Annotated in this window: 15 protein-coding genes; 10 read left to right on the top strand and 5 right to left on the bottom strand. The window is 60.4% G+C overall.

Features of this window, described 5'->3' with window-relative positions; genetic code table 11:
* Positions 1-28 precede the first annotated feature (28 nt).
* From AACT07_RS16500 to AACT07_RS16475, 6 genes are all read left to right on the top strand, one after another.
* Positions 29-1291, top strand: coding sequence for a GntP family permease (locus AACT07_RS16500; protein WP_058059709.1), 1263 nt, complete (start codon positions 29-31; stop codon positions 1289-1291).
* A gap of 9 nt (positions 1292-1300) precedes the next feature.
* Positions 1301-2434 carry a glycerate kinase gene (locus AACT07_RS16495; protein WP_069528957.1) on the top strand — a complete coding sequence of 378 codons (1134 nt, stop codon included), beginning with the start codon at positions 1301-1303 and terminating at the stop codon, positions 2432-2434.
* 232 nt (positions 2435-2666) lie between these two features.
* A complete protein-coding gene (locus AACT07_RS16490; RefSeq protein WP_069528955.1) occupies positions 2667-3230 on the top strand; it encodes an NnrU family protein in 564 nt (187 codons plus the stop codon).
* A 58-nt stretch (positions 3231-3288) separates the two neighbouring features.
* On the top strand, positions 3289-3825 hold the full coding sequence (locus AACT07_RS16485) for a glutathione peroxidase (protein WP_069528953.1): 537 nt from the start codon (positions 3289-3291) through the stop codon (positions 3823-3825).
* An 82-nt stretch (positions 3826-3907) separates the two neighbouring features.
* A complete protein-coding gene (locus AACT07_RS16480) occupies positions 3908-4843 on the top strand; it encodes a LysR family transcriptional regulator (protein ID WP_005340335.1) in 936 nt (311 codons plus the stop codon).
* Positions 4844-5025: 182 nt separating this feature from the next.
* On the top strand, positions 5026-6222 hold the full coding sequence (locus AACT07_RS16475; RefSeq protein ID WP_005348874.1) for a NupC/NupG family nucleoside CNT transporter: 1197 nt from the start codon (positions 5026-5028) through the stop codon (positions 6220-6222).
* A gap of 106 nt (positions 6223-6328) precedes the next feature.
* Here AACT07_RS16475 and AACT07_RS16470 read toward each other — a convergent pair whose 3' ends face one another.
* The 5 genes from AACT07_RS16470 to AACT07_RS16450 form a co-directional block, all read right to left on the bottom strand.
* Positions 6329-6748, bottom strand: coding sequence for a DUF4426 domain-containing protein (locus AACT07_RS16470; protein WP_005340339.1), 420 nt, complete (start codon positions 6746-6748; stop codon positions 6329-6331).
* A 43-nt stretch (positions 6749-6791) separates the two neighbouring features.
* Positions 6792-7094, bottom strand: a complete 303-nt coding sequence (gene yggU / locus AACT07_RS16465) for a DUF167 family protein YggU (protein WP_021230942.1) — start codon at positions 7092-7094, stop codon at positions 6792-6794.
* Complete coding sequence (locus AACT07_RS16460) at positions 7094-7645, bottom strand: YggT family protein (protein WP_069528951.1); 552 nt, start codon at positions 7643-7645, stop codon at positions 7094-7096. The genes yggU and AACT07_RS16460 overlap by 1 nt, the downstream gene beginning before the upstream one ends.
* An 11-nt stretch (positions 7646-7656) precedes the next feature.
* Entirely contained in the window at positions 7657-8481 is an 825-nt protein-coding gene (proC, locus tag AACT07_RS16455) for a pyrroline-5-carboxylate reductase (RefSeq protein ID WP_069528949.1), read from the bottom strand.
* A 142-nt stretch (positions 8482-8623) separates the two neighbouring features.
* Positions 8624-9325: a YggS family pyridoxal phosphate-dependent enzyme gene (locus AACT07_RS16450; protein WP_013724131.1), complete on the bottom strand. Its 702-nt coding sequence runs from the start codon at positions 9323-9325 to the stop codon at positions 8624-8626.
* Positions 9326-9364: 39 nt separating this feature from the next.
* Between AACT07_RS16450 and tapT the strand changes: the two genes are divergently transcribed.
* From tapT to AACT07_RS16430, 4 genes are all read left to right on the top strand, one after another.
* A complete protein-coding gene (tapT, locus tag AACT07_RS16445; protein WP_005340354.1) occupies positions 9365-10399 on the top strand; it encodes a type IVa pilus ATPase TapT in 1035 nt (344 codons plus the stop codon).
* Positions 10400-10427: 28 nt separating this feature from the next.
* Positions 10428-11537, top strand: coding sequence for a type IVa pilus ATPase TapU (gene tapU / locus AACT07_RS16440; protein ID WP_005340356.1), 1110 nt, complete (start codon positions 10428-10430; stop codon positions 11535-11537).
* A gap of 47 nt (positions 11538-11584) precedes the next feature.
* Entirely contained in the window at positions 11585-12358 is a 774-nt protein-coding gene (yaaA, locus tag AACT07_RS16435; RefSeq protein ID WP_040067414.1) for a peroxide stress protein YaaA, read from the top strand.
* Positions 12359-12552: 194 nt separating this feature from the next.
* Positions 12553-12978: a hypothetical protein gene (locus AACT07_RS16430; RefSeq protein ID WP_005340360.1), complete on the top strand. Its 426-nt coding sequence runs from the start codon at positions 12553-12555 to the stop codon at positions 12976-12978.
* Positions 12979-13090: the final 112 nt, after the last annotated feature.

Genomic DNA, 13090 nt, shown 5'->3' with positions numbered 1-13090 from the left:
CCATTCACTCCCATTGAAGGTGTCCGTCATGATCCCGGTTACAGCCCTTGGCGCCATCGCGGCGCTCTCCATCGCCATCATCCTCATTTTGAAGAAGGTGCCGCCCGCTTACGGCATGATCGTGGGTGCCCTGGCCGGTGGCCTGATTGGCGGTGCCGATCTGACCCAGACCGTCGCCCTGATGATCGGCGGCGCCCAGGGGATCACCACAGCGGTGATGCGGATCCTGGCGGCCGGTGTACTGGCGGGCGTGCTGATCGAATCGGGTGCGGCCACCACTATCGCCGAGACCATCGTCAAGAAGCTGGGTGAAACCCGCGCCCTGCTGGCACTGGCGCTGGCGACTCTGATCCTGACTGCGGTCGGCGTATTCGTGGATGTGGCCGTTATCACGGTCGCCCCCATCGCGCTGGCCATTGCCCGCCGTGCCGACCTCTCCAAGGCGGCCATCCTGCTGGCGATGATCGGCGGTGGCAAGGCGGGCAACGTGATGTCCCCCAATCCCAACGCCATTGCCGCGGCTGACGCCTTCCATCTGCCCCTCACTTCGGTGATGGCGGCGGGCATCATCCCGGGTCTGTTCGGTCTGGTGATGGCCTACTGGCTCGCCAAGCGGCTGAACAACAAGGGCAGCAAGGTCGCCGCCGACGAGGTAGTGAGCTTCGAGGGCACCAAACTGCCGGGCTTTGCCGCCGCCATCAGCGCGCCGCTGGTCGCCATCCTGCTGCTGGCCCTGCGGCCGGTCGCCGGTATCGTGGTGGATCCGCTGATTGCACTGCCCCTCGGTGGTCTGGTCGGCGCCCTGATGATGGGTAAATTCAGCAAGGTGAACCAGTTTGCAGTCTCCGGCCTCGCTCGTATGGCGCCGGTCGCCATCATGCTGCTGGGTACCGGTACCCTGGCAGGCATCATCGCCAACTCCGGCCTGAAAGATGTGCTGATCAGCGGCCTGACTGCCTCCGGTCTGCCTTCTTACCTGCTGGCGCCTATCTCCGGTGCTCTGATGTCGCTGGCAACCGCCTCGACTACCGCCGGTACCGTGGTGGCCTCCAACGTATTCAGCTCCACCCTGATTGAACTGGGGATCAGCAGTCTGGCCGGAGCGGCGATGATCCATGCCGGTGCCACCGTGTTTGACCACATGCCCCACGGCTCTTTTTTCCATGCCACCGGTGGCAGCGTCCACATGGGGGTAGGTGAGCGCCTGAAACTTATCCCTTACGAAACTGCAGTCGGTCTGACCATTGCCACTGTCTCCACCCTGATGTTTGGCGTGTTTGGCCTCGCCTAAGGAATTGATATGAAAATTGTTATTGCCCCCGATTCATTCAAGGAGAGTCTGAGCGCCATGGCGGTAGCTGATGCCATCGAGGCCGGTTTCAAACAGGTGTTGCCAAACGCCACCTACGTCAAATTGCCGATGGCCGATGGCGGTGAAGGCACGGTGCAATCGCTGGTGGATGCCACCGGTGGCCGCATCCTGCCGGTCGAAGTGACCGCGCCCCTTGGCAACAAGGTGCAGGGCTTCGTCGGCCTGCTGGGTGATGGCGAGCGCGCAGTCATCGAGATGGCCGCCGCCTCCGGCATTCATCTGGTGGCGCCCGAGCAGCGCAATCCGCTGCTCACCTCCAGCTTCGGCACTGGCGAGCTGATCCTGGCTGCGCTGGAGATGGGGGTGAAACATCTGATCCTCGGTATCGGCGGCAGCGCCACCAATGACGGCGGTGCCGGCATGATCCAGGCGCTCGGTGGCAAGCTGCTCAAAGCCGATGGCTCTGCCATCGAGCTGGGTGGCGCAGGTCTCAGTGAGCTCGCGACCATCGATCTGAGCGGTCTGGATCCGCGTCTGAGCGAGCTGGTTATCGAGGTGGCGTGCGATGTGAACAACCCGCTGTGCGGCCCGAAAGGCGCCTCTGCAGTGTTTGGCCCGCAAAAGGGGGCGACTCCAGAGATCGTGGCGCAGCTCGATGCCAACCTCGCCCGCTACGCCGACTGCATTGAGCAGGCCCTTGGCAAGCAGGTGAAGGATATTCCGGGGGCGGGGGCTGCCGGTGGCATGGGTGCCGCGCTGGTCGGCCTGCTTGGTGCCGAGCTCAAGCCCGGCATCCAGATCGTCATCGAAGCGCTGAAACTGGCCGAGGAAGTGGCCGATGCGGATCTGGTCATTACTGGTGAAGGTCGCATCGACAGCCAGACCATCCATGGCAAGACGCCAATCGGTGTCGCACGTTGCGCCAAGCAGTTCGGCAAGCCGGTGATCGGTATCTCCGGCTGTCTGACCGATGATTGCGGCGTGGTGCACGAGCACGGGCTGGATGCAGTTTTCGCCGTGGTCAACCGTGCCATGTCTCTGCCGGAGGCGCTGGAGAGCGCCAGCACCAACATTCAACTCACTGCGCGCAACGTAGCAGCGCTCTATCAGCTCAAGGGCTGATCCGGTTCGGCCGATGCGCCCCATCGGCCACTCAATATCCCCGTTTGGGGCATCTCCCATCCCGCGAGATGTCTGACTGCCCTGGCACTTATTTGCCGATCCATCGTGATCGGCTCTTTTCTTTCTGCTCCTTTGTCTTGCCACACTTCTGACTCCATGGGTAAGCGCGGTTTTGATAGGCGCAAATCTCCCTTTACGGCATAGTGGTCGTACCAAGTACAAGGAGAGACTCATGTTCCTGCTGACCCTGGGGGTTGCGCTGTTTACCCTGATCCATCTCTACCCCTGTTTTGCGGTGGCCCATCGGGCGCGACTGAGAGAACGGCTGGGTGAGAATCGCTACAAGGGGCTCTTCTCCCTGCTGGTGTTTATCGCCATCGCCTGCATCATCGCCGGTTGGCGGTCGTCCAGCTCGCTGCCGCTCTACTTCCTGCCGGAGTGGGGGCCGACGACCATGACGGTGATGATGCCCTTTGCGCTGATCCTCTTCTTCTCCGGCCAGGGGCCCAACCATCTGCGCCGTTGGCTGGTGCATCCCCAACTGCTCGGTACCCTGCTCTGGGCGGTGGCCCATCTGCTGGTCAACAGCGAGGCGCGATCTCTGGTGCTGTTTGGCGGCATCGGGCTGTGGGCGCTGGTGAGCATGGTCTGGATTTCGGTGCGGGACTGGCAGCGATATCCCCGTCCGGCGGCCAACTGGACGGGCACCGGCATCAGCGTCGGGGCGGGCCTGGTTGCCACCGCGCTGCTGGTGTTCTGGGGCCACGGTTGGCTGACCGGCATTCCCCTGCATTGAGAGTGAACTGCGGCTCTGGTAACCGCGTATGATGGACAAAACAAAAGGAGTCTTGGCGATGAAATGGTTCACTCTGTTGCTGTTATTGGGGGCCGGCGCGGCCTCTGCGGCGTGCCCCGATTATTTCCATGTGGAGATGCGGGAGCTAAACAACTCTCAGCGCCATAACCTCTGTCAGCTGACCGAGGGCAAGGTGGTACTGGTAGTCAATACCGCCTCCTACTGCGGCTACAGCGGCCAGTTCCGCGATCTGGAGAAGCTCTACCAGAGCTACAAGGATAAAGGACTGATTATTCTGGGTTTTCCCTCCAACGATTTCTGGCAGGAGGCGGGCAACGAGACCAAGACAGCCGAGGTGTGTCGCCGCGACTATGGCGTCACCTTCCCCATGTTCAATCGGGTAGCGGTGCGGGGCTCCGATGCTGTGCCACTGTTCAAGGGGCTGGCGGCGGCCGCTGATGGGGATGAGCCGAACTGGAACTTCCACAAGTATCTGGTGGGGCGCGATGGCAAGCTGATCGCCAGCTACGGCGCTAACCAGAATCCGGCTGACGACCCCCTCAAACTGCAGATCACCCGGGCGCTGGGGCTCTGACCCTACCCCTTGGCGGGCGGCTCTGGAATAATGGGCTCCCGCCACTCAACCCGGTTATCCTGTGCTGCAACGTCTTCCTCAAATGGTGATCTTCGATGCGCTGGTGCGCGAGCAGGGGATCTCTGCCGCCGCCCGTCGTCTCGGGGTCTCCAAATCCCATATCAGCAAGCAGCTGGCGCTGCTGGAGACCACCCTTGGCGCCCAGCTGGTGCAGCGCACCACCCGCCGCTTCGTCCTGACCGAGCTGGGTCAGGAGTATGCCCGTCATTGTCATGCGCTGGTGGCGGTGGCGCAGGAGGCGGACTCCATGATCGCCGAGCGGCGTGGCAAGGTGAGCGGCGTGCTCCATCTCGGGGTGGGCCAATCTTTTGGCCGTCTGCACGTCATTCCCCATCTCAAGGCGTTTCAGGATCGCTATCCCGAGCTGGAGCTGGAAGTCTCGCTGTTCGACCACAGAACCAATCTGGTGGATGAGGGGCTGGATCTCTGGCTTACCACCTATGAGGACAAGCCGGAAGGGCTGGTGGGACAGCGGCTGGCCGACATCGGCTTCGTGGTGGCGGCTTCGCCGGATTATCTGCTGAGCCACGGCACGCCGCTTCATCCCAAGGATCTGGCCCAACACAATTGCATCACTTACCAGAGTCGGGAGCGGCGCTATCACCAGTGGTCGTTTCGCCAGGGCAAGGAGCGCCAGACGGTGCAGGTGGCGGGCAACTATCGGGTGGATATGGCGGAGGCGGTGCGGGATGCGGCACTGGCCGGGCTCGGCATCGCCTATATCGCCAACTACTTGCTGGACAAGGAGTTACAGAGCGGCAAGCTAATCCCGGTATTGCCAGGGTGGCGACCGAACCAGCAGATGGCGGTACACGCCGTTTATGCCCGGCGCGAACATCTGGATCCCAAGATCCGTCTCTTCATCGATTTCCTCAAGGCCCGCTTTGGCCCCGAACCCTATTGGGAGCAGCGACTGGCCCCCTGGCTCGGGGGTAAATTGTCCGGCGGCGAGGAATGATTGTTTCCATTTAAGAACTCTCGATTTCTCCTGATACTAAAACCGAACCAAATCAACCAGTTGGCGCAACCGATATCGTGCAAACGTTTTTTCTAACAGGGTTGTAACCAAGCGGACTTGCAGTGACGGGGTGAGAGGCGCAGAATCCGCGCCCATCTTTTGCCCCACCTGATGGAGTCCCTATGATTGCCCTGCTCGGCATCCTGAGTATCCTGGCGCTTGCCGTGATCTGCTCTGATAATCGTCGTCGTATCCCGTTGCGAACAGTTGGCCTTGCCCTCTGCCTGCAAATCATGTTTGCCGGTCTGGTGCTCTGGCTGCCTGCCGGTCAGCATGTGCTGAACGGGGTCAGCGAGAGCGTAAGCAGCGTGATCGGTTATGGTCAGGAGGGGATCGCTTTCCTGTTCGGCGATCTGGCCAAGTTCAAGCTGGGCTTCATCTTTGCCTTCAACGTGTTGCCGGTCATCATCTTCTTCTCCGCGGTGATCGCCATCCTCTACCACATCGGCATCATGCCGCGGGTGATCGCCCTGCTGGGTGGTGGCTTGCAGAAATTGCTGGGCACCGGCCGTGCCGAGAGCCTCTCCGCGACCGCCAACATCTTCGTCGGCATGGTGGAAGCGCCGCTGGTGGTCAAACCCTACCTCTCCAAGATGTCCGATTCCCAGTTCTTCGCTGTGATGAGCTGTGGTCTCGCCTCCGTCGCCGGTGGCACCCTGGTGGGCTATGCCAGCCTCGGGGTTGAGCTGAAATACCTGATCGCGGCAGCCTTCATGTCGGCCCCTGCCGGTCTGGCGATGGCCAAAATCCTGGTGCCGCCGGGAGCTGAAGAGGTCGATCACCATCAGGATGTCGAGATCCCCCGCGCCACCAACGTGATTGAAGCGGCGGCCGATGGCGCCATGTCCGGCCTCAATATCGCGGTGGCAGTCGGTGCGACCCTGCTGGCCTTCGTTGGGGTGATCGCCATGCTCAATGGCCTGCTCGGCTGGGCTGGCGGTCTGGTAGGGCTGGATCTGAGCTTCCAGATCATTCTGGGCTGGCTGTTTGCCCCCGTCTCCTGGCTGATCGGGGTACCCTGGGATCAGGCGCAAGCCGCTGGCGCCCTGATCGGTACCAAGATCGTGGTCAACGAGTTCGTCGCCTTTATCGGTCTGGTGCAGGATCAGACCCTGAGCGAGTCGAGCAAGGCCATCGTGACCTTCGCCCTGTGCGGCTTTGCCAACATCTCCTCCATGGCGATCCTGATCGGTGGTCTGGGCTCCATGGTGCCGGAGCGCAAATCCTTCATCGCCCGTTACGGCATGCGCGCCATTCTCTCCGGCGTGCTGGCGAACCTGATGAGCGCCTGTCTGGCCGGTCTGTTCCTCGCCCTGTAACCGCTGTGGTACGTACGGAATAGATGTAACAAGGGCGCCCTGATGGCGCCCTTGTCATATGGATAAAATGAAGCCCCCGATCTTGTTCGGGGCTTCTTGTTGCTGCTCAGTCGACGTAGAAGGTCTGCTGGAAGCTGAGGTTCTGTTGCTGCCCACCGCCCATGATCTTCAGGGTGAACTGATAGGTATCTTCGTTGCGGTAGGGGAGGGTCGCCAGATAGTAGATGGCATCGCCCTCTTTTACCTCCTGAAAGTTCAGGGTGCGGATGGTGCCGGTCAGGTTCTTGGCCTCGCCGGTGATCCCCACGGCTTGCGCCACTTTCTGCTTGTCCTGTACCGCGATATTGATGATGGCGTTGTAGCGACTGCGCTCCAGTCCATACGCCTTGGCGACCTCCGGTGTGAGGAAGCTGGAGTTGAAGGCGTTGTAGTGCACCAACCACGGCCCCAGCTCCTTCATCTGTTCTGCCTTGAGCGGCAGGGTCATCAGCAGTGCCAGCAGGCCACTCATCCAGGCTGTTTTCATCTGTCATCCCTCTCATATCTACGGTTGGCGCAGGCCGATTCATTCAGCCTTGCGTGTCATTCAGCAGTGCACTCACTTCTTGCGGCAACTGTTTGGGGCTGTCGATGGCGACGGTTTTGTGTCGCCCCAGCTCGCCCCGCACTATGGTTACCTGGCCCTTGGCCACCTTGAACTGCTTGGCCAGAAACTTGATCAGATGGCTGTTGGCCTGGCCATCGACGGGCGGTGCCGTGATGGCCACTTTCAGCTCTTCGCCATGCAGTCCGATGATCTGATCCCGACTCGCCTTGGGCTGGATCACCAGATGCAGTACCAGTTCATCCCCTTGTTGCAGGACGGCTGGCATCAAATCATCCACCACAGCTGGCCGAACAGGTCACCCAGCAGGTAGTTGATGGCTTGCAGGCCGATAAAGGCGACCAGCACCGAGAGATCCAGTCCGCCCAGTGCCGGCAGTACGCGGCGGATAGGGGCGAGAAACGGCTCGGTCAGCTGATGCATCACGTATTCGATGGGGTTGCGGCCCTGGCTGACCCAGCTCAGGATGGCGCGGATCAGCAGTACCCAGAAGATCATCGAGCCCGCTTTTTTCAGCACGGTCAGCGCGGCAAACAGGCTGATGCTGAGCCAGTCTGCCAGCAGCACGCTCATGCTCTTGAGCAGGGCAAGCTTGGCGAAGGCGATGACCAGCGCCAGCACCACGGAGGCGAGATCGATGCCGCCAAAGCCCGGGATAACGCGGCGCAGCGGGATCACCAGCGGATTGGTCAGCTTGACCACCATCTGGCTCATCGGGTTGTAGAAGTCGGCGCGGGCCCACTGCAGCCAGACGCGCAGCAGGATCACCATCAGGTAGAGATCGAAAACGGTGTTAATCAGAAAGTAAGCAGTGTTCATCTGGGCTCCTGTTAGAAGAGGGTTTCCATTTCGGTGGCGCGAGCGACGGCCGCCTGCATGGCTTGTGCAGTCAGCGGTATCAGCCCCTGCTGCTGGAAGGTGTTGATGGCTTCGGCTGTGGTGCCGCCCTTGCTGGTCACCTGCTCACGCAGGGTTTGCAGCGCCAGCTCGGGGTTTTGCTCCACCATGGCGGCTGCGCCCAGCGCGGTCTGCTGCACCAGCAGGCGTGCCTGCTCGGGCGAGAAGCCCATTGCCTCCGCCTCTTCGGCGATGGCCTGCATAAAGAGGAAGAAGTAGGCCGGGGCACTGCCCGCCGCGGCGATGACGCCGTTGATGCCGGACTCCTGCTCCACCCAGAGGGTCTTGCCGACCGCCTGCATCATCTGCTCGGCAAACGCGCGATCCGCGGCGGCAATATGCTCGGGCGCATAGAGGCCGGTCATGCCCATACCCAGCAGGGCAGGGGTATTGGGCATGGTGCGGATGATGCGGTCGTGGCCACCGGCCATCTCGCCAAGGCGCGCCACCTTGATACCGGCCGCGATGGAGATGAGCAGCTTGCCCTCAAGGGATCCCAGCTCTTCAACCAGTGCTGCCAGCATGCCGGCCATCAGCTGTGGCTTGACTGCCAGCACGATCACTTCGGCGTCTCGGGCCGCCTCGGCATTACTCTGGGTGATGCGAATGCCATGTTCGCTCGCCAGCGCTTCCAGCTTGGGCAGACTGGGGTTGGCAGCAGTGATCTGCCCGGCGGGATAACCCGACTTGACCAGTCCGGCGATGATGCTGCGGCTCATGTTGCCCGCGCCGATAAAGGCCAGCGTTCTATGCTGCATCAGATGCTCCTGTAGCATATGGGGTCGCGGCGAGGTTGGCGCTGCCTGCACCACCTGGCGCCAGAATTCGGTGTTCCATCAAACGCTCCTGTTGATGAAGTCGCGGCAAGAAGCGGATGTATGGGTTATCCGCTGGCCTTGCCTATGAGTAGTCACGGGCGCCGAAGATGGCGGTGCCGACCCGCACCATGGTGCTGCCGTGGGCTATCGCCAGTTCGAGATCCTCGGTCATCCCCATCGAGAGGGTATCCACCGTGGGGTATTGTCGCGCAAGCTCGGTGAACAGAGTCTGCATACGGGTCATTTGGGCGGCCAGTACGCTCTCGTCACTGGTGTGTTCGGGAATGGCCATCAGCCCCCGCAGCACCAGTCGCTCACTGTGGGAGACCAGCTCGGCAAGGCGGAAAATCTCTTGTTCCGACGTTCCGGATTTGCTGCTCTCTCCGCTAATATTGATTTGCAGACAAACATTTAGCGGTGCCATTGTAGTTGGGCGCTGGTTGTTGAGGCGGTCGATCAGCTTGTCCCGATCCACGCTCTGCACCCAGTCAAACCGTTCGGCGACCAGTTTGGATTTGTTCGATTGTAAAGGGCCGATAAAGTGCCACTCTATGTCGCTATATTCCGGCTGCTGGCGCAAGGTATCGATCTTGGCCGCTGCTTCCTGAGCGTAGGATTCGCCAAAGCAGCGCTGACCTGCGGCATGGGCGGCCATGATGGCCTCGACAGGTTTGGTCTTGCTCACGGCCAGCAGGCGGATCTGCTGCAGGTTGCGGCTCGCCCGTTCGGCGGCCTGGGCAATACGTTCCTTTACCTGAAACAGGTGCTGGGCAATCTGGTTCATATTTCGTTAGTGATCTTGTGATGGGAGAATGACAAGTCTATGGATATCACAGAGTTATTGGCTTTCAGTGTAAAGCATAAAGCCTCGGATCTACACCTCTCGGCCGGGGTTCCCCCGATGATCAGGGTTGATGGTGAGGTTCGCAAGATCAATTTGCCCGCCCTGGAACATCGGGAAGTGCATGCCCTCATTTACGACATCATGAACGACCATCAGCGCAAGGAGCTGGAGGAGAACTTCGAGGTCGACTTCTCGTTCGAGGTGCCCAATCTGGCCCGTTTCCGGGTTAACGCCTTCCAGCAGGCGCGCGGTTCGGGCGCGGTATTTCGTACCATCCCCAGCACTGTGCTGAGCCTCGAAGATCTCGATGCGCCGGAGATCTTCCGCAAGATTGCCGAGTTCCCGCGGGGTCTGGTGTTGGTAACCGGCCCGACCGGTTCCGGTAAGTCGACCACCCTGGCGGCTATGGTCAATTACATCAACGAGAACTTCCATCACCATATCCTCACCATTGAAGACCCCATCGAATTCGTCCACGAGAACAAGCGCTGTCTGGTGAACCAGCGGGAAGTGCACCGGGATACCAAGAGCTTCAGCAACGCCCTACGCTCGGCACTGCGGGAAGACCCGGACATCATTCTGGTGGGCGAGATGCGCGACCTTGAGACCATTCGTCTGGCTATGACTGCCGCCGAAACCGGCCACCTGGTGTTTGGCACCCTGCACACCTCGTCGGCGGCCAAGACCATCGACCGTATCATCGACGTCTTCCCAGGTGCGGAGAAGGACATGGTGCGCTCCATGCTCTCCGAATCCCTGCGGGCGGTCATCTCCCAGACCCTGCTCAAGCGTATCGGTGGCGGTCGGGTGGCGGCTCACGAGATCATGATGGGTATTCCTGCGGTCCGTAACCTGATCCGGGAGGACAAGATTGCCCAGCTCTACTCGGTGATCCAGACCGGGATGACCCACGGTATGCAGACCATGGATCAGAGCCTCAAGCAGCTGGTGAGCCGCGGCGTGGTGGCATCCCTCGATGCCAAGGCCAAGGCTGTTGATCCCAACAGCATTTAAGAGACTCGCACCCAGGGAGGGATAGATGATGAATCTGGATGATCTGCTGAGCGAGCTGGTCGAGCGAAAGGGATCGGATCTGTTTGTGACGGTGGGCTCGCCGCCCACCCTCAAGGTAAATGGCCATCTGGTGTCGCTGGGGGGCGAAGCGCTCGACAAGAAGGGGGCGCTAACGCTGGTCAGGGATACCCTCAGCAGCGATCACTTCGAGCGCTATATCCGCACCAAGGAGGCCAACTACGCGATCTATCGCGAAGCGCTTGGCCGTTTTCGGGTCAGTGCCTTCTGGCAGCAGGAGCTGCCCGGCATGGTGGTGCGGCGTATCGAGACCCGCATTCCCACCTTTGAAGATTTGCAGCTACCCAAGATCCTGCAAGAGGTGGCGATGGCCAAGCGGGGGCTGGTGCTGTTTGTCGGCGCCACCGGGGCGGGCAAATCGACTACCCAGGCGGCGATGATCGGCTATCGCAACCAGCATGCCGATGGTCACATTCTGACGGTGGAAGATCCGGTGGAGTTCGTCCATCAGCATGGTCGCAGTCTGGTGACCCAGCGAGAGGTGGGGATCGACACCGAGTCGTTCGATGTGGCGCTGAAAAGTTCGCTGCGTCAGGCGCCGGACGTGATCCTGATCGGCGAGATCCGAAGTCAGGAGACCATGGAGTTTGCCCTGCAATTCGCCGAGACGGGACACCTTTGTCTCGCCACTTTGCATGCCAACAATGCCAACCAGGCGCTGGATCGCATCCTCCATCTGGTGCCGCAAGACAAACACCGCCAGTTCCTGTTCGATCTCTCTTTCAACCTCAAGGCCATCGTCGCCCAGCAGTTGGTGCCGAGTATGGATGGCAAGCGGCGCTGCGCCGCGTTCGAGATCCTGCTCAATACCCCGCTCATCACCGACATCATCCGCAAGGGAGAGATGCATCGCCTCAAGGAGGTGATGACCAAATCGACCGAGCTGGGTATGCAGACCTTCGATCAGGCGCTCTTCAGCCTGTTCTGCGCCGGCCAGATTGGCTACAGTGAGGCACTCGCCCACGCCGACTCGGCCAACGACCTGCGACTGCTGATCAAGCTCTCCGGTCGCGAACGGCTCGGCACCGGTACGCTGGACAATGTGACGCTGGATGAATGAATCATGGGGCCGCTCTGCCGTTCGGCCCCTCGCCATAAAGGAACGTTATGCTGATTGTGGTTTCCCCGGCCAAGACGCTGGATTACGAGTCACCGCTGGTGACACCCCGTTTCACCCAACCCGAGCTGCTGGATCACTCCGCCGAACTGATTAGCCGGGCCCGCCAACTGAGCCCGGACCAGATCGCCACTTTGATGAAGATCAGCGACAAGCTGGCCGGTCTCAATGCCGCCCGTTTTGCCGAGTGGCAGCCAGATTTCACCCCCGCCAATGCCCGTCAGGCGCTGCTGGCCTTCAAGGGGGATGTCTACACCGGTTTGGCGGTAGAGGATTTCAGCGAGGCCGATTTTGACTTCGCTCAGGCACACCTGCGGATGCTCTCAGGCCTCTACGGCGTGCTTCGTCCCCTCGATCTGATGATGCCCTACCGGCTGGAGATGGGGACCAAGCTCGACAATGATCGCGGCAAGGATCTCTACCAGTTCTGGGGGGAGGTGATCACTCACCATCTCAACGACGCGCTGGCTGCGCAGGGGGATGAAGTGCTGATCAATCTGGCCTCCGACGAGTATTTCAAGTCGGTACGACCCAAGAGCCTGAAAGGGCGGATTGTCACGCCGGTGTTCAAGGATGAGAAGAACGGCCAGTTCAAGATCATCAGCTTCTACGCCAAGAAGGCGCGCGGCATGATGGCTCGCCACATCATCAAGCACCGTCTGACCGAGGTGGAGCAGCTGACCGGTTTCAACGCCGAGGGCTACTACTTCGTGCCGGAAGAGTCGGACGCCAATACCCTGATGTTTAAACGCGCCGAAAATTAATTACAAAAAGAGGGAACCAATCTTTCGACCCACGGGTCTGAATATGTGAATCCTCTGTTGTAAGCACTTTTTATTCGCCGACGTTTGATACGTCGGCTTTTTTATTGCCGTTTTTATTGTCCATCGATTGCCTTCGCCGGGACTATGTGGTTCAGATAGACTCAAGACAGGGAGCGAGTCGTCGTGAGGTGAATATGGAACAGAAAAATGCCATTCGGCAGGTTGCCGTCCCTTGGGCTCCGTCCCGCCAGCTACCGCCCGGTCTGGTTGTGGCCGAGCTGCATCAGGATCTCTGGAGCGACTCCCTGACCATCATGCTGGGTCGGGCACGCAGCATCGATCTGCCCCCGCAAATCCTCTGCCGGGTCTATTTTCGCCATATCTATGCCCTGCGGGTCATCGAGGATTGCGATCTGGCCGAGGGGAAGGATAGTCACGCCATCGAAGAGCAGATCCAGCTCATCACCCCATCCCGTTTTGCCAGCTGGTTCCATCAGGAGTCGGATGGTCTGCATCTGGATGAAGATCTGCAGCACTATCGCATCTCGACCTGGGATTATTGCGCCGATGTGCTGACCTCCTCGGCGCCGGAACTGCAGTTCCTGCCCCAGAGCGAGTAGCCAGCTGTTACGTCAGAGGCGAAGGATGATCCTTCGCCTCTTGGTTTTTGGGCGGGCGGAGATTTTGTGGCGTTCAGGCCATTCAGCTTGGGTGGTGGCCTGTTGTGTTTGT

The organism is Aeromonas sp. ANP5 (genome assembly GCF_963870295.1).
GTDB classification, from domain to species: Bacteria; Pseudomonadota; Gammaproteobacteria; order Enterobacterales; family Aeromonadaceae; genus Aeromonas; species Aeromonas veronii.
Note: the sequence above shows the minus strand (reverse complement) of the source record. Positions and strands in the feature narration are given on the sequence as shown.